This window comes from Cryptosporangium aurantiacum (assembly GCF_900143005.1).
Classification (GTDB): Bacteria; Actinomycetota; Actinomycetes; order Mycobacteriales; family Cryptosporangiaceae; genus Cryptosporangium; species Cryptosporangium aurantiacum.
In genome coordinates, this window is sequence record NZ_FRCS01000002.1 from 169,839 (window position 1) to 185,613 (window position 15,775).

Below are 15,775 nucleotides of genomic sequence, written 5' to 3' on the forward strand. Positions count from 1 at the left end.
TCAGAGACCCCAGTCCATCCGGGGCACGACCGCGGTCTTGACCGAGAACTGGCCGACGTCCTCGACGCCCGAGGTGTCCTCCCGGTCCTCCTCACGGCTCTTCACGACGTGCTTGCCGAACTTGTCGACGAGCGGACGGTCGCTGTCCCGCTTCAGCCAGAGGCGCAGCAGGTGCCGCTTACGGCCGTACTGCGGCCAGTCGATGAACGCGGTCCGCGAGTGCAGAGCGGCGTAGTTCGAGACCCACTGGATGTCACCGGGCTGGAAGTCCATGTCCAGCGCCATGCCCGGCTCGTAGGTGATCTCGTCGAACAGCTTGACGACCTCGATCTGCTGCGGCGTCAGCCGCGGCGTCTCCGGGTAGTCCTGCGCGGTGAAGATGTACGTCGAGCCGGCGTACATGCTGAACACGCCGTCCTTGAGGCTCACGATCGGCGACGTGTAGGTCTTCGCCGGGGCGTCGTGGTCCTGCTTGTACCAGTCGAAGTAGAACGGCTCGTGCAGCAGCGGAGCCAGGTCCGGACGACGCTGGAGGATCTCGTTGTAGATCTGGGCACCCGAGACGAGGCTGGACGCGCCACCCTCCTTGGCCGGGCGGAGGCAGAACAGCGCCACCGCGTCCGAGCTGTCCGAGTGGAAGACCAGCTTGTCGGCGACCCGGGACGACAGTGCGCTCGGGTCGTCCATCGTCTTCGTCGAGGTGGCGATGACGTGGTCGATCAGGTCGGCCATCTCGTTCTGCTTCATCGGGACGCCGAGGTGGAGGCCGGTGAGGTAGAAGATCGCACCGGACAGCGCGTCCGAGTAGAGCTCGGTCTTGAGCCCACGGATCAGCACGAAGCCGCGACCGCGGTCCATGTCGTTGGCCCACTGCTCGATGGCCTGCGCGCAGACCGGGAGCGGGTAGTCGTCGCGGGTCACCCGGCGCAGATCGGGGTCGTCCTCGACGAACTTGCGGCCGACCGCCTCGAGCTCGGCGATCTCCGCCTCGTTCAGCTGGTAGATCCAGGACTTCTCGTTCTGGAGCTGGTCGCCCCGCCAGGCCGCCGGCCCGGTGACCGGGGACAGGTCAGTGGTGACGGTCATCGTGGTTTTCTCCTATGGGATGAACTGCGGCCCAGCCGGATGGCACCGGCGACACGGGCGAGAGGCTCACTTCGCGAGCTGTTGTTGGACGGTCGTCCCGTCCCAGTAGTCGCGGCGGTGCGCGATCAGGCCTTCGGAGACACGGAACCAGAACATTCCCCGCACCGCGACCGGCTTGAGCACACCGGCCGGGTCGGCCAACCGGAACGACATCCGGTAGCCGACCGCGGCACGGTCGCCGTCGACCAGGAGGTCGTCGACGTCGTAGCGCAGGCCCTGGAACTCGGCCAGGAAGCCGCCGAGCCGGTCCCGATAAGCGGCACGCCCGCGCAGGCTGCGGCCCGCGGCGGACGTGTGCTCGTTGTGGAAGTCGTCGGTGACGCAGGCCGCGATCGCGTCCGCGTCACCGGCGTTCAGCGCCGCGAGGTATCGCTCGACGACCGCCCGCGTGGTGGTCAGCTGCCCCACTTGGTGCGGACGGACTCGAAGACCTTCTGGTCGTGCGAGATCTCGATGACGTTGCCGTCCGGGTCCTTCAGCGCGCAGATGTAGCCGACCGGGTCGGGCATCTGGCGGGGCTCCCAGTGCAGGACGCCGAGCTCGCGCGCCTTCGCGGCGATCGCGTCGACGTCCTCGCGGTTCGGCACCTCGATACCGATGTGCGCGAACGGCGTCAGCAGCCCGTGCTGGCCGCCGTGGTCCTTGTTGAAGTCGACCAGCACGAGGACGAACGGCGTCTCGACCTGCTTGTCGTTGGACAGCCAGGCGCTCTGACCGTCGGCGTCCTTGAACCGCTCGAGCACCACCAGCGGGGTCAACGAGGTGTAGAACTCGATCGACTTGTCGAGGTCGCCGGACGGCAGCGCGACATGCGTCCATCGCGCCTGCGTCAGCTTCGTGTCCGTCACGGGGTTCTCCTCTTCGATTCAGCCCTGGCCCTGCGCTCTGGCCTTGGTGACCACCGTACTGAGGCCCCCGGAAGGGCTGAATGTGCCGGGGGGACAAAGATGTCGGTCACACTCTGCTCCCGCACCACATCAGGCTTCCGCGGACGCTGTGCGAGGGTTCGGTCAGTACGGTTCGCGCGTGGTTCCCAGCGCCCAATGGGGCCGGGAAAGGACATTCGATGCGTACCCAACTGCTCGGCCGTACCGGCTTACACGTCACGCCGCTGGCTCTCGGCACGATGATGTTCGGCGCCTGGGGCAACCGCGATCACGACGAGTGCGTCCGGATCATCCACGCGGCGCTGGACGCCGGGATCAACGTCCTGGACGCCGCCGACGTCTACGCGTTCGGCGAGACCGAGGAGATCGTCGGGCGGGCGATCAAGGGCCGCCGGGACGACATCGTGCTGGCCACGAAGTTCTGCGAGCCGGTCGGGCCGGGTCCGGTGAACCGCTCCGGTGGTAGCCGCCGCTGGATCGTGCGCGCGGTGGAGGACTCGCTGCGGCGCCTGGACACCGACTACATCGACGTCTACCAGATGCACCGCCCGGACCCGGACACCGACCTCGACGAGACGCTCGGCGCGCTCTCCGACCTGGTGCGGCAGGGCAAGGTGCGGACGATCGGCACGTCGAACTTCCCCGCCGGTGACCTGGTCGAGGCGCAGTGGGTCGCCGAGCGGCGCGGCCGCGAGCGCTTCCGCACCGAGCAGCTGAGCTACTCGATCTTCGATCGGCACGCCGAGGCGGACGCGCTGCCGGTGGCCGAGCGGTACGGCCTGGGCGTGCTGGTGTGGAGCCCGCTCAACGGCGGCTGGCTCACCGGGAAGTACCGGCCGGGCGTCGAGCCGCCCGCCGACTCGCGGGCGAAGACCAACGGCGACCACTTCGACTTCCGTGCCGAGGAGGCGCGGGCGGCGAAGCTCGCGCGCATCGACGCGCTGGAGGCGATCGCGCGGGACGCCGGCGTGACGCTGATCGAGCTGGCGCTCGGGTTCGTGCTCGCACACCGGGCGGTCAGCGCCGCGATCATCGGTCCGCGCACGATGGAGCAGCTGAACTCGCAGCTCGGCGCCGCGGACGTGGTGCTGTCCGACGAGATCCTGGACCGGATCGACGCGGTGGTGGAGCCGGGCGTCAACCTGCATCAGACCGGCGCCGGTGACCGCGGCCGGGTCCTGAGCGACGCGCGCCTCCGCCGCCGCTGACACGCGGCCGCCGTTTGACGCCTCCGCCGCTGACCCCTCCGCCGCTGACCGCGGTTTGACGCGAAACCGGGCGCTAAGCGTTTCTTAGAGCCCGGTTTCGCGTCACTTCCGGGATTCCGACGTCGCCCCGAGTTCTAGGAAGCGCTGGTAACCCTCTTGGTACGCGGGTTGGGGTTCGGGGTCGACGATGGTGACCGTGGGGCGGGGCCAGGTGTGGGTGGCGCTCGCACCGGGCCCCGGCCACCAGCCGGCGCCGGCGCCCGCGCTCAGCGCCGCGCCGTACGCGGCCAGGTCGGTCTCGTCCGGCACCTCGACCGGCACCTCCAGCACCGAGGCCTTGATCAGGTTCCAGAGTGGGCTGCGCGCCGGTGACCCGGCCGCGACGAGCGTCGTCAGCGTCACCCCACCGGCGGCCAGCCCCTCGGCGACGTGCGCGAGCCCGTACGCGGTCGCCTCCAGCACCGCGCGGGCCAGCTGCGGACGCCCCGCGTCCGAGCCCAGCCCGACGATCTCGGCGCGCAGCTGCCGGTTCCACCGTGGCGCCCGCGCGCCCTCCAGGTACGGCAGCACGAGGACGCCGTCCGCACCCGCGGGCACGGTCGACGCCAGCTCGATCAGCTCGGGGATACCGCACCCGGTGATCGTCCGGAGCCATTCCAGCATCAGCCCGTGGCCGCTGACCGGTCCGCCGAGGATGTCCAAACCGGTCACCGCGCTGGTCAGCGTGTACATCCCGGGTAGCCGCTGTCCGTCCGCGACCACGACCGCGAGCCCACCGGTGCGTCCGCCCGGGTCCATCCCGCGCCCCGGACGGTCCATCGCGCCAGCCCAGAACGCCAGGTACGCGTCCTGGGCGCCGGCCACCAGCGGAATGCCCGCAGGCAGGCCGTGCGAGCCGCTGGTGCGCCCGATCGGCGTCCCGGTCGGAACGACCGGGCCGTACCCGGGAAGCTCCGGATCACCCGGCCAGCGCGACTGAACCGGGTCGGCGCCCAGCCGCACGCTCAGCCAGTCGTAGACCTGGAGCGGATCGACGTCTCCCCCGGACTCCTCGCTCAGCACCGACAGCTGCGCCGCGTGCTGCTCGGCCGGGGTGCCGGTGGCGCCCGCCGGGTGCCGGTAGGTCACCGCGAGCCCGCCGTTCGCGGGCACGGTCGTCGGGCTCTGGCCGCCGAGGCTGATCGCCGCGCACGGACGGTCGGACGGCAGGTCGGCCAGGATCGCCTCGAGCGCGGCGGTGACGCCGGACAGCCATCCGGCCGGATCCGCGTACCCGGCGGGCCAGCCGACGGCGCCGGGGTAGGGCGCGTACGCGTGAGCGACGATCTCCCCGTCGGGGCCGAGCGCGAGCGCCCGCGCCGAGTCGCTGCCGAGGTGCAGGCCCACTACAACGCTCATCAGGCCCCCCAGGTGGGTCGGGTTCCGTGCCACCCGGTGCGGCGCTGAAACGCGTCCCCCGCGCGCAGCACCAGGCTCTCGTCGAACGCCGCACCGATGACCTGCAGGCCGAGCGGCAGGCGGTCCGCGGTGAAGCCCATCGGCACCGAGAGCGCCGGGTTGCCGACCACGTTCCAGTACGGCGCGTAGACGGCGAAGAACTCGCCGCTCTCGAAGAACGAATCCAGCCGGTCGTACGACGTGGCGGCGATCGCCGCGGTCGGCGTCACGACCAGATCGACGTCCTCGAACAGGGCCGCCACCGCGTCCTGACCGGCCCGCCGGACGCGCTGGGCCTGCACGTAGTCGGCCGCGCTGAACGCCTCCGCGATGCCGATCGTGGCCAGCGTGTTCGCGAAGAAGTCGGCGGCGCGGGTGGCGAAGTCGGCCCGGTGGTACGCGAGCGCCTCGCTCAGCGTGATCACGATCGAGGCCGCGGCCATCTCCGGGTAGAGCGGCAGCTCGACCTCGACCAGGTCGGCTCCGGCCGCGACGAGCACGTCGAGCGCGGCCGCGAACACCGGACCGAGCGCCGGGTCGGCGACCCCGGCCGCGACCCGGTCCAGCCGGTCGACGCCGATGCGGACGCGCGTGAGGTCACCGGTCAGCGCGTCGGTGTACCGCGGTACCGGCACGTCAGCGGTGCTCGGGTCGGCCGGATCGAGGCCGGCGATGACCTCCAGCAGCAGCGCGCAATCGCGGGCGGTGGTGGCCATCGGTCCGACGTGGTCGGTGGACCAGCCCATCGGCAGCCCACCCACCCGGGACACGCGTCCGTACGTCGGTTTGAGGCCGGTGACGCCGCAGAACGCCGACGGCATCCGGATGCTGCCGCCCGAGTCGGTGCCCAGCGCACCGAGGAACGCGTCGGCGATCAGACCGGCGGCGTTGCCCGCGCTGGAGCCGCCGGTCCAGCGGGCGGGGTCCCACGGGTTGCGCGGGACGGGAAGCGGCTTACGCACGTCCGGAGAGCCGACACCGTACTCCGAAGTGAGGGTCTTCCCGACCACGATCCCCCCGGCGGCCCGCAGCCGAGCCACCGCGGTCGCGTCCCGCCGATCGTCGGCCGGAGCCACCAGGCTCCCCGCGCTCGTGGGGCCGTCCAGCGTCGTCAGGAGGTCTTTGACGCCGAGCGGGAGGCCGGCGAGCGGTCCGACGTCGTTTCCGGCTTCCAGCTGCCGATCGACCCGCTGCGCGGCGGCGCGGGCGGCGTCGGCGAACCGGGACAGGAAGATCCCGAGTTCGGCGTCGGCCTTGTCGCCGGCCGCCAGCGCCGCATCCACCAGCTCGGCGCTGCGCACCTCGCCCCGCCGCAACGCTTCCGCCGCGCCCGCGAGCGTCTGCACGTTCTCTTCGCGGACGCTAGGCAGCGCGGTCACCTCCACCGTGCCGCCCGCCCGCTCCCGCACCGCCGCACGGGGACCAGCGGGGTCGATCCGATCGGCGAGGTCACGGACCGCCGCCGGCCGACCCGAGACCGCCGGAACGGCGGTGAACACCGCTGCGGGCTCGGTGCCGCGCGGGATCGGAGCGGCGTGCAGCCGCTCCGCGAACTCCCGCGCTGCCGCGTCCGGCGCCGCCATTAGAACAGCGCCAATCCGAGCCGCGGCGCGTTACCGCAGCGATGTGTTTCCCCCGTGGTTCTCATCTCAGGTGATCCCGCGGACGAACGGCTTGCCGAGCGCACGCGGCTCCCGGCTCTTGCTCGCGAACATCATCATCGCCAGCAGCGCCATCAGGTACGGCGCGGCGACCAGCAACTGCGAGTTCAGCTCGAACCCGAGCGCGGGCAGCGCCAGCCGCAGCGCGTCGGCGAACCCGAACACCAGGCAGCCGATCAGCGTCCCCTTGAGACGCCAGGCGCCGAAGATGACCGCCGCGATGACGATGAAGCCGCGGCCCGCGGTCATGTTCATGTTGAACGAGCCGACCTCGGCGGTGGCCAGGTAGGCGCCACCGAGCCCGGACAGCAGACCGCAGTAGAGCAGCGCCTGCCGCCGCAGCTTGTTGACCTTCAGACCGGTGACGTCGGCGGCCTGGGGGTTGTCGGCGATCGCGCGGAGGTTGAGCCCCCACCGGCTGCGCTCGACCAGCCACCAGGTCAGCGGTATCAGCAACAGCAGCAGGTACATCGGCCAGCGCTGCTCGAACAGCGGTCCGACGATGGGGATGTCCCGCAGCCCGGGGATGCTCAGCTGCGCGACCTGGTTGCTGTCGAACTCGGAGATCGCGATCAGGAAGCTCGTCAGCCCGAGGACCAGCGCGTTCAGCACCAGACCGACGACGAACGTGTTGATCTGGACGCGGTGGGACAGGTTGCCGTGGATGAAACCGACCACCAGCCCGACGATCGCGCCGGCCAGCAGCCCGGTGGTCGCGCTGCCGGTCGCGCTGGCCACGGCCACCGACCCGAACGCGCCACCGAGCATCATGCCCTCGACCGAGATGTTCTGCGTCCCGGCCCGCTCGGCCAGGTATTCACCGCAGGCGGCGAACGCCAGCGGGGCGGTCAGCCGGAGCGAGCTGGCGACGATCGTGGTGATCTCTTCGGTCCCGATCACGCGGTCACCTTCTCCGGCTCGGTGTTGGCGGCGGGCACCGGCTCGGTCGGCGGCTTCGTGGCCTCAGCCCGGCCACGGGACCGCACCCGCGCCACCACTGGCGGGACCACGAACGCGAGCACCAGCAGTGCCTGGACGATGTCCACCAGGTAGTTCGGCACGCCGGTCGAGGCGAGGAAGCTCGACCCGGAGCGCAGCGCCCCGAACAGCAGCGCGACGGGGATCGCCGCGAGCGGCCGGCTGCGGGCGATCAGTGCGACCAGCAGACCGTCCCAGCCGAAGTTGTTCGACAGCGCGGGCTGCAGGCGGAAGACCTGTCCGGAGAGGATCACCGCACCGGCCAGGCCGGCGAACGCGCCGGAGAGCGCCAGCGCGAAGCCACCCAGCCACGGCGCCCGGACCCCGGCGTGCCGCGCGGCCAGCGGGTTGAGGCCGAGCATGTTGAGCCGGAAACCCCAGCGGCTGCGGGCGAGCAGCACGGCGAGCACGATCGTGCAGACGATCGACACGATCAGGCCGCCGCCGATCTCGAGCGCCGGGTACTCCCCGAAGCCCGGGATCCGCACCTCTGGCGGCAGCTGCGCCGACTCCGAGGACGCGATGCTGTCCGCGCTGGCACGCGGCGCCTGCAGGAGCCACGGGACGGTCACCGCGAAGCTGACGACCTGGATCGCGAGGAACGACATCAGCAGCGTGCTGACGACGATGTTGACGTTCCGCGTGTAATGCATGACCGCGCTCGCGCCGGACCAGAGGCCACCGGCTGCGGCGCCCGCCAGCAGGCTGATCACCATCACCAGGAAGCCGGGCAGCGCCAGGTGCAGCGCCACGTACGCGGCCACACCGGCGCCGAGCAGCAGCTGGCCTTCCTGACCGATGTTGAAGACGCCTGCCCGGTTGCTGATGCACGCGCCGAGCGCCACCAGCAGCAGCGGGGTCGCGGCCTTCAGCGTCTCGCTCCAGGCCGCGGTGTCCGCGATGCTGCCGGTGTAGAGGGCCTCTGCGGCGTCGCCCGGCGACCCGCCGGTGGCCGCGACCAGGAACATCGACGCGATCACCGCGACCGAGACGGCGACGATCGTGATCAGCGTGACCTGGATCGACCGCTCGCTCGGCCGCATCAGCTCCGCGATGTTCGGGAGGGACCTCTTCGTGCTCATGCCGCCTCGCCTCCGACCAGCATGCCGAGCCGCTCAGCGGTCGCCTCGTGGATGTCGAGCACGCCGACCATCCGGCCGGAGGAGATCACCGCGACCCGGGACGCGAGCGCCATCACCTCTTCCAGCTCGGTGGTGATCAGCAGCACGGCGACCCCGCGGGAGGCGGCGGCGCGCAGCCGGTCGTACATGTCCTCGATCGCGCCGACGTCGAGCCCGTGGGTGGGCTGTGCCGCGACCAGCACGCTCGGATCCGTGGAGAGTTCCCGGGCCAGGACGACCCGTTGCTGGTTGCCGCCGGACAGGTTGCGCAGCGGCGTGTCCATCGACGGCGTCGAGATGTTGAACTGCTCGATCAGCTGGGCCGCGAGCTTCCGCGCTTCCCGTCGCTTGAGCAGGAACCGGCCGCTGACGCGGCCCAGGTCGGTCATCACCAGGTTGTCGAGCACCGACATGTCCAGGACGACGCCTGAGCGGTGCCGGTCCTCGGGAACCACGCCGACGCCCGCCTTGTGCAGCGAACCGACCTTGTTCAGCGGAACCGGGTCGCCGTTGACGCTCACCGTGCCGGACGCCGGTTCGAGCAGGCCGGACAGCAGGTCGCCGAGCGTCGCCTGGCCGTTGCCCTCGACCCCGTAGAGGGCAAGGATCTCGCCGGGCGCCACCGTGAGCGCGAACTTGTCGAGCAGCGTCCGTCCGTCCGGGCCCTTGACGACGACGTCGTCCAGCGCCAGCGCTGCCGTCTTCGCGGCGGGCGTCTCGGCCTCGTCCGCGCTGTCGGCAGCCTTCGTGATGTCGCCGGAGGCCTCGACCGCATCGGCCTGGGTGTCGGCCGGGGTCGTGTCCTCGGTGATGAGGCCGAGGGCCGCGCCCTCGGAGTGCAGCGAGACCTCGCGGCCGACCATCTGCTTGGCCAGCTCGCGCGGGGTCGTCGTGGAGGTCTGGCAGCGGAACGCGACCGAGCCCTTGCGCAGGACCGTCACGTGGTCGGTGGCCGCCATGATCTCGGCGAGCTTGTGGCTGATCAGGATGACCGCGCGGTTCTCCTTCGCGACCACGTCGCGGAGAACCTCGAACAGCTCCTGCGACTCGGCCATCGTCAGCACCGAGGTGGGCTCGTCGAGGATCAGGACCTCCGGATCACGCCGGAGGCACTTGATGATCTCGACCCGCTGCCGTTCGCCCGCGGACAGGTCCTCGACCCGTGCGGTCGGCGAGATCGGCAGCCCGTACCGGGCGCCCACGTCCTTGATCTGGTCGCAGGCCTCGTCCCGCTTGATCCGCCCCGGCTCGCCGAGGATCACGTTCTCCCAGACCGTGAGCGGTTCGATCAGGCTGAAGTGCTGGTGCACCATGCCCAGGCCGAGCGACACCGCGGCCTGCGGCGTCGGGATCTCCACCCGCTTGCCGTGCCGCAGGACCACACCCTCGTCCCGCTGCACGAGCCCGAGCAGCACCTTCATGAGGGTCGACTTGCCGGCACCGTTCTCTCCCAGGAGGCCGTGGATCTCGCCGTCACGAACGACGAGATCCACGGCATCGCAGGCGACGACCGGACCGAAGCACTTCGTCACGCCACGGAGCTCGAGCGCCGGCGCCTCGAGGGTGCGCGGGACGCTGTCCGTCTGGTCGTCGGTCATGTCAGGCTCCGAGCTTCGCGACCTGGGCGTCGACGTTGATCTTGCCGCTGCCGACGTCCTTGATGAACGTCTCCAGCGCCTTGTTCGCCGCGTCGCTGGCACCGCAGAGCTTCACGGTCGGAACCGTGTCCTTGCCGAGGTGCCACTCACGAGCGACGCCCATCTTCAGCTCGCCGTCCGCGAACTTCTGCAGGGCCGCGGCGAAGTACTCACCCGGGTCGAAGATCGAGGAGACCTGGAACTTCGGGCTGGTCGAGGCGCACCGGTCGGTGCCCGGCGTCGAGAGGATGAGGTTCTTGGTGTTGCCGAACTTCGCCACCTCGTCGGTCGCACCACCCAGGTACGGGTAGAGCGCCTTGACGCCCTGGCTGACCTGAGCCTGCGCGGCCTCCTTGGCCTTGCCCGAGTCGTTGAAGTCACCGGTGTAGGTGGTGACCAACGTCGCGGTGGGCACGACCTCCTTGATGCCGGCCTTGAACGCCTTGGCCGCCTGCACGGAGAAGTCGGCCTCCGGACCGGTCACGTAACCGGCCTTGGTGTAGCCCTTCTCCTTCATCAGCAGACCGTTGGCGTACCCGGTCGCGTAGATGACCTCGTTGATGAAGTCCCGCGAGATCGTGATCTTCGGCGTCTGCTTGATGTCCGCCGACGACGGGACGTACCACGAGGACTTGGCGCAGACCGACTCCTCGGACGCCGGGATGGCGTCCTTGAGCTCGGCCGCACCGAGCGCCACCAGGTCGACCTTCTGGCGGCACAGGTTGCGGGCCTGGTTGAGCGCGTCGGCCGGGTTGACCGAGCCGACCTTGATGAGCTGCCAGTCCTCCGACTTGGCGAACTCCTCGGCCTTGGCCACGAAGCTCTCGTAGTAGCCGTTGTCGTTCAAGTCGCCCGGGCTGAGCACGCCGATGATGACCTTGCCGTCGCCGTTGACGTCAGGTCCGGCCGCGCTCGAAGTCGACGAGGAGCTGGAGGTCTCGGCCGTGTCGTCGCTCGGGCTGGTACAGGCCGCGAGCGAGACTGCGACGCATGCCGCGGCGGCCGCGACACGTACCGCTCGAGTGTTCAGTCTCATTGAAGTCCTTCCGAGGAGCGTGGAGCCTTGCTGGTCGGTTCTCAAGGGGGTTGGGACCGGCAGCGCTGACGGATTCAGGCGGAATAGGCGATGCGTTCCTGTTCGAAGAGAGCCTCACCGGCGGCTGCGACGAACCAGGGGAAGCCCATCCGACCGACCGGAGCGACCTTAGTGGGGTCGATCCGATCAGGACCGGCCAGGATGGCCTCGTCCACGACGATGCAGACGACCTCGGCGAGGACGATGTGGACGCCGCTGAAGCAGGACGTGGGGTCTCCGCGGTCGATAACGTCGACGACGCGGCATTCCATGTGGGCCGGACTCACAGCGAGCGAGGGTGGCGCGACGACCTGCGACGGGACGGTCTCCCACCCGATCAGGTCGGCTTCGTTGAAACCGGCCGGGAATTCCTTGGCGGCGGTCTCGATGTGGTCGGCGAGCGCCGTGCTCGTGAGGTTGATGACGAACTCGCCGGAGTGCTGGAGGTTGACCCAGGTGTCCTTCGGCTCCGGGGTGGCCTCCCGGACCGTCCCGATCGTCACCGCCACGGTCGGGGGCTCGCCGCAGACCGGCATGAAGTAGCTGAACGGCGCGACGTTGAGGTTGCCGTCCACATCGGTCGTCGTGATCATCGCGATCGGCCGCGGCACGACGAGCTGGGACAGCAGGCCCTGCTTCTGCGCGGGCGTGCGGCCGGCCAGGTCGATTACGGGCATACGCGCTCTCCTGTTCTCCCGGCGGCGCGGTGCTCTGCTTCGGGCGCGGCCGGCCCTCCCGAAGCTGCCTGCATGTTTTCCGCAAGCTCAAGCTCGGCCGCGGCGATCCGCGGCCAGCGGCGGAACGGGGTGATCCCGGTCCGGCGGAGCAGGTGGTGGGCGTTCTCCGCGGCGCAGGCCCGCAGGTCGTCGTAGTCGACGAGTTGCGTCTGCCCGCCCCGGACGACGACCGTGCCGTCGACGAGCACGTCGCGCACGGTGTGGCTCGGCATGCCCCAGACGAGCTGCAGCGCTTCGTCGCCGCGCGGCGTCCACACCGGGTCGGTGGTGTCGAAGACGACCAGGTCGGCGGCCTTACCGATCTCGATCGAGCCGATCTGGTCGTCGAGCCCGATCGCGCGGGCGCCGTCGATCGTCGCGAGCGCCAGCGCCTCGTGGGCGTGCACCGGCTCGGCGTCGCCGCGGTCGAGCGAGAGGCCGGCGAACAGCATCGCGGCCCGCAGGATGTCGGGGACGTCCCCGGCGTTGTGCGAGTCGCAGCCGAGCGCGACCCGGCCACCGCGGCGGATCAGCTCGACGTGCCGCGCCGCCCGGGTGAAGCCCTGTCCGAGCCGGAGGTAGGCGCCCGGGCTGGAGGCGACCGCGGTGTCGGTCTCGAGGATCGCGTCCACCTCGGCGTCGTCCAGCCAGACCGCGTGCCCGAGCAGCAGGCGGGGACCGAGGACGCCGAGTTCGTGCAGGTGCACGACGGGCCGACGGCCGGACCGCGCGGCGTAACCGGGGATGTCGTTCTGCCCCGGCGAGATGTGCCAGGTCATCCGGGTGTCCAGCCGCTCGGCCAGCTCGGCGGCGCCCTGGAAGAGCGCGTCCGAGACGAGGTCGTGGCCGAGCAGCGTGATCCAGCCGCTGACCCGCTCGGTGGTGCCGAGCGCCCGGACCAGCTCTTCCTGGCGGGCCAGCACCTCGTCGGCGGGGGCGGAGAACGGTAGGCCCTCGGCGTCCCAGCCCCAGCCGTTGAGGCGGGCGCGGATGCCGGTCTTGCGGAGCCCGGCGGCCACCCGCAGCGGGTGCGCCACGGTCCCGGGCTCGATCAGCGTGGTGACGCCCCGGCGCAGCGACTCGACGGCGGTGAGCATCGCCGAGACCTCGTCGTCGCCGCCGGTGTGGGCGTTGTGCAGCGGCACAGCCCAGTCGAAGATCGCGCGCTGGCTGTCGATGTCGTCCGGGATGCCGCTCCGGGTGAGCGGGTCGGCGGTGGTGTGCTGGTGGGCGTTGATCATGCCGGGCGCGACGACGCAGCCGGTGGCGTCCAGCTCGTCCGCGCCCGGGAACCGCGCACGCAGCTCCTCGGCGGTGCCGAGGGCCGCGATCCGGCCGTCGACGACCGCGATCGTGGTCCCGGTCAGCACCTCGCGTCCGGGCGCCATCGTGACGACGTCGCCGCCGACCACCAACCGGGCCGCGGTGCTCATGGCCGCACCAGGACCTTGCCGACCGTCGCCCGGTCGGTGAGTACGTCGAACGCCGCGGGCAACGACTCCAGCGGCAGTTCGGCGGCGATCGGAGCGGAGAGCTTGCCCGACCAGAACGCCTGCAGCGCCCGGCTGAAGTCCTCCGGGGTGTAGGCGCCGGAGCCGAGCAGCGCCAGCTCCCGGTGGTAGGCGCCGGCGAGCCCGAGGTTCACCTGGTCGCCGCTGGTCTGCCCCATGAACACGAGCCGGCCGCGGACGCCGAGCGCGCCCAGCGAGATCGGCCAGGTGGCCGGGCCGACGTGGTCGAGCGCGATCTCGGCGCCCCGGCCGTCGGTGAGCTCACGGACGTAGGCGATCGGGTCGGCGTCGAGCGGCACGCAGTGCTGGACGCCGAGCGCGCGGACGGCGTCGAGCTTGGCCTGGCTGCCGGCGACCGCGACGACCCGGGCACCGGCCTCCAGCGCGAGCTGCGCGGCGGCGAGGCTGACCGCGCTCGCGGCGGCCTGGATCAGGATCGTCTCGCCCGCTGCCAGCCGTCCCACCGGGAACAGCGCGTGGTAGGCGGTGCTCCAGGACGACGGCAGTGCGGCAGCGGTGGTCAGCGCGATCTCGTCCGGAACCGAGTGAACCTGCACGGCCTTCACCGCGACGTACTCGGCGAAGCCACCGGGGCGGTTGCCGCCGACCACCGAGACGCCGCCGCAGTAGCCGAAGTCGCCGACCCCGCAGTACGTACAGTCGCCGCAGCCGAGCGTGGGGTCCACGACCACCCGCGCCCCCACCGCCACGTCGGTGACATCCGCTCCGACCTCGGCGACCGTACCCGCGACGTCGGTTCCGGCGACGTGCGGCAGCACGAATCCGGGGAGCAACGCCGGCCCGTTCAGCTGCAGCAGGTCCAGCCGGTTGACCGCGCAGGCGGCGACGTGGATCAGCACCTCGTCGGCCGCGATCGTGGGGACCGGCACGTCGTGCAGCGCGACGGCCTCGGGGCCGCCGAAGGCGGTCTGCACCATCGCCCGCATCGCGTCCCTCCCTGTTGTGTGTTCGGCTCGCCATCTCACATTGCGAGTCGGTGATTCACATTGCATAACAGCAATGTCGAGACGATGCCCTCCGAACCGAAGCCGTGTCAACGAGTCAACGGCATCTCGCGGGCTGGTAACCCAGACTTTTCGAGGGGCGGGCTCTGAGCACGACAAGAGGGCCTCAACGATGTGCTCAGAGCGTCTTGCGTGAGGCGGCCGTCCGAGTGACCATCCGCCGGCTCCGCGCCGTTCTGTGCCGGACACGTCGACACGGCGGAACGCGGTGGGTCCAGCCCTCACGTCGGCCGGATCCACCGCGTTCACCGTGGGTCAGCGGTCCAGTTCGAGCGAGCCGAGCCTCGTGACTTCGTCGTTGGGGTTGATCGCACCGCTACCGATGTCCGCGATGAACTGCGCCATCTTGGCGTTCTGGAGGTCGGTGCCGTTGCACAGCCGGACGGTCGGAACCGTGTCGACACCCAGGTGCCACTCACGCTCCTTGCCCATGACCAGCTCACCCTCGGCGAAGTCCTGGAGCGCCGCGGCGAAGTACTCACCCGGGTCGAAGATCACCGAGATGTCGAACGTCGGATCGGTCGAGTCACACCGGTTGGTGCCGGGGGTCGAGAGGATCGCGTCGAACTTGTTGCCGGCCTTGGCCACCGCGTCGGTCGCGCCACCCAGGTACGGGTAGATCACCCGGATGCCTTCGTCGAGCTGTTTCTTCGCGGCCACCTCGGCCGACTTCGGGTCGTCGAACGTCGCGAGGAAGGACGTCTCGAGCTGGGCGTTCGGCACGACGAGGCGGATGCCTGCGATGAACGCCTTGGCCGCGTTGACCGTGAAGCCGTACTCGGCGGGGCCGGTGATGTAACCGGCCTTGTCGAGGTTCTTCGACTCCATCAGCAGACCGTTGGCGTAACCGGCCGCCAGCAGACCCTCGTTGATGAAGTCCTTGGAGATCGCGAGCTGCGGCTGCAGCGTGATGCCCTCACCAGCCGGCACGTACCAGTAGGCCTTGCCGCAGGCGGGGTCCTTCGACGCCGGGATCGCGCCGACCAGCTCGGCGGCGCCCAGCGCGACCAGGTCGGGCTTGTCCTTGGTGCAGATCTCCTTGGCCCGGGACAGGGCCTTGTCCGCGGGGATCTCGCCGTGTCGCTCCAGCTTCCAGCCCTGCCGCTCGCTGAACGCCGCGGCCTTGGCGATGAAGCTCTCGTAGTACCCGTTGTCGTCCAGGTTTCCGGGGCTCAACACCGAGATGACGACCTTGCCGTCACCGTTGATGTCCGCGTTGCCACTGCTGCCGGTCGCAGCGACCGCGACGTCCGCGTACTCGACGCTGTCGCCGTCCGAGCTGCACGACGCGACCGTGAGCACCAGGCAGACCGCGGCCACCGCGATACGTGTTGTTCGGGTGGACAGTCTCATTGAAGTCCTTCCGGGGGGTT

At 70.6% G+C, this 15,775-nt stretch carries 14 protein-coding genes; 1 reads left to right on the plus strand and 13 read right to left on the minus strand.

Annotated elements, in window-relative coordinates; genetic code table 11:
* The 3 genes from BUB75_RS07655 to BUB75_RS46980 all read right to left on the minus strand — a co-directional run bounded on the left by BUB75_RS07655 (window position 1) and on the right by BUB75_RS46980 (window position 1,994).
* Window positions 1-1,086 (minus strand): TauD/TfdA family dioxygenase, encoded by a 1,086-nt coding sequence (locus BUB75_RS07655; RefSeq protein WP_073253415.1) that lies wholly within the window; start codon window positions 1,084-1,086, stop codon window positions 1-3.
* A 66-nt stretch (window positions 1,087-1,152) separates the two neighbouring features.
* Window positions 1,153-1,554 carry a nuclear transport factor 2 family protein gene (locus tag BUB75_RS46975; protein ID WP_073253420.1) on the minus strand — a complete coding sequence of 134 codons (402 nt, stop codon included), beginning with the start codon at window positions 1,552-1,554 and terminating at the stop codon, window positions 1,153-1,155.
* The gene (locus tag BUB75_RS46980) at window positions 1,542-1,994 is read right to left on the minus strand and encodes a VOC family protein (RefSeq protein ID WP_218617363.1); all 453 of its coding nucleotides are present in this window, start codon (window positions 1,992-1,994) and stop codon (window positions 1,542-1,544) included. Before BUB75_RS46980 ends, BUB75_RS46975 begins: the two co-directional genes overlap by 13 nt.
* 218 nt (window positions 1,995-2,212) lie before the next feature.
* Here BUB75_RS46980 and BUB75_RS07670 point away from each other — a divergent pair, with 218 nt between their 5' ends.
* Window positions 2,213-3,241: an aldo/keto reductase gene (locus BUB75_RS07670; RefSeq protein ID WP_073253428.1), complete on the plus strand. Its 1,029-nt coding sequence runs from the start codon at window positions 2,213-2,215 to the stop codon at window positions 3,239-3,241.
* Window positions 3,242-3,343: 102 nt separating this feature from the next.
* Here BUB75_RS07670 and BUB75_RS07675 read toward each other — a convergent pair whose 3' ends face one another.
* The 10 genes from BUB75_RS07675 to BUB75_RS07720 form a co-directional block, all read right to left on the minus strand.
* Window positions 3,344-4,639 (minus strand): FGGY-family carbohydrate kinase, encoded by a 1,296-nt coding sequence (locus BUB75_RS07675; RefSeq protein ID WP_143175075.1) that lies wholly within the window; start codon window positions 4,637-4,639, stop codon window positions 3,344-3,346.
* A complete protein-coding gene (locus tag BUB75_RS07680; RefSeq protein WP_084740444.1) occupies window positions 4,639-6,261 on the minus strand; it encodes an amidase in 1,623 nt (540 codons plus the stop codon). Before BUB75_RS07680 ends, BUB75_RS07675 begins: the two co-directional genes overlap by 1 nt.
* 66 nt (window positions 6,262-6,327) lie before the next feature.
* Window positions 6,328-7,239 carry an ABC transporter permease gene (locus tag BUB75_RS07685; RefSeq protein ID WP_218617364.1) on the minus strand — a complete coding sequence of 304 codons (912 nt, stop codon included), beginning with the start codon at window positions 7,237-7,239 and terminating at the stop codon, window positions 6,328-6,330.
* Window positions 7,236-8,399, minus strand: coding sequence for an ABC transporter permease (locus tag BUB75_RS07690; protein WP_073253434.1), 1,164 nt, complete (start codon window positions 8,397-8,399; stop codon window positions 7,236-7,238). The genes BUB75_RS07685 and BUB75_RS07690 overlap by 4 nt, the downstream gene beginning before the upstream one ends.
* On the minus strand, window positions 8,396-10,036 hold the full coding sequence (locus BUB75_RS07695; RefSeq protein WP_073253437.1) for an ABC transporter ATP-binding protein: 1,641 nt from the start codon (window positions 10,034-10,036) through the stop codon (window positions 8,396-8,398). The genes BUB75_RS07690 and BUB75_RS07695 overlap by 4 nt, the downstream gene beginning before the upstream one ends.
* 1 nt (window position 10,037) lies before the next feature.
* Complete coding sequence (locus BUB75_RS07700; protein ID WP_073253440.1) at window positions 10,038-11,111, minus strand: BMP family ABC transporter substrate-binding protein; 1,074 nt, start codon at window positions 11,109-11,111, stop codon at window positions 10,038-10,040.
* A gap of 74 nt (window positions 11,112-11,185) precedes the next feature.
* Window positions 11,186-11,827 (minus strand): flavin reductase family protein, encoded by a 642-nt coding sequence (locus tag BUB75_RS07705; protein WP_073253443.1) that lies wholly within the window; start codon window positions 11,825-11,827, stop codon window positions 11,186-11,188.
* Complete coding sequence (locus BUB75_RS07710; RefSeq protein ID WP_073253446.1) at window positions 11,818-13,299, minus strand: amidohydrolase family protein; 1,482 nt, start codon at window positions 13,297-13,299, stop codon at window positions 11,818-11,820. Before BUB75_RS07710 ends, BUB75_RS07705 begins: the two co-directional genes overlap by 10 nt.
* Window positions 13,296-14,324 (minus strand): alcohol dehydrogenase catalytic domain-containing protein, encoded by a 1,029-nt coding sequence (locus BUB75_RS07715; protein WP_073253449.1) that lies wholly within the window; start codon window positions 14,322-14,324, stop codon window positions 13,296-13,298. Before BUB75_RS07715 ends, BUB75_RS07710 begins: the two co-directional genes overlap by 4 nt.
* 333 nt (window positions 14,325-14,657) lie before the next feature.
* Entirely contained in the window at window positions 14,658-15,755 is a 1,098-nt protein-coding gene (locus BUB75_RS07720; RefSeq protein WP_073253453.1) for a BMP family ABC transporter substrate-binding protein, read from the minus strand.
* Window positions 15,756-15,775: the final 20 nt, after the last annotated feature.

What these genes read in the sequence shown, in the direction of transcription:
- BUB75_RS07670 (WP_073253428.1), top strand. Translation starts at nt 2,213, where the DNA reads ATGCGTACCCAACTGCTCGGCCGTACCGGCTTACACGTCACGCCGCTG.
- BUB75_RS07675 (WP_143175075.1), bottom strand. Translation starts at nt 4,639, where the DNA reads ATGAGCGTTGTAGTGGGCCTGCACCTCGGCAGCGACTCGGCGCGGGCG.
- BUB75_RS07700 (WP_073253440.1), bottom strand. Translation starts at nt 11,111, where the DNA reads ATGAGACTGAACACTCGAGCGGTACGTGTCGCGGCCGCCGCGGCATGC.
- BUB75_RS07690 (WP_073253434.1), bottom strand. Translation starts at nt 8,399, where the DNA reads ATGAGCACGAAGAGGTCCCTCCCGAACATCGCGGAGCTGATGCGGCCG.
- BUB75_RS07710 (WP_073253446.1), bottom strand. Translation starts at nt 13,299, where the DNA reads ATGAGCACCGCGGCCCGGTTGGTGGTCGGCGGCGACGTCGTCACGATG.
- BUB75_RS07655 (WP_073253415.1), bottom strand. Translation starts at nt 1,086, where the DNA reads ATGACCGTCACCACTGACCTGTCCCCGGTCACCGGGCCGGCGGCCTGG.
- BUB75_RS07720 (WP_073253453.1), bottom strand. Translation starts at nt 15,755, where the DNA reads ATGAGACTGTCCACCCGAACAACACGTATCGCGGTGGCCGCGGTCTGC.
- BUB75_RS07680 (WP_084740444.1), bottom strand. Translation starts at nt 6,261, where the DNA reads ATGGCGGCGCCGGACGCGGCAGCGCGGGAGTTCGCGGAGCGGCTGCAC.
- BUB75_RS07695 (WP_073253437.1), bottom strand. Translation starts at nt 10,036, where the DNA reads ATGACCGACGACCAGACGGACAGCGTCCCGCGCACCCTCGAGGCGCCG.
- BUB75_RS07715 (WP_073253449.1), bottom strand. Translation starts at nt 14,324, where the DNA reads ATGCGGGCGATGGTGCAGACCGCCTTCGGCGGCCCCGAGGCCGTCGCG.
- BUB75_RS07705 (WP_073253443.1), bottom strand. Translation starts at nt 11,827, where the DNA reads ATGCCCGTAATCGACCTGGCCGGCCGCACGCCCGCGCAGAAGCAGGGC.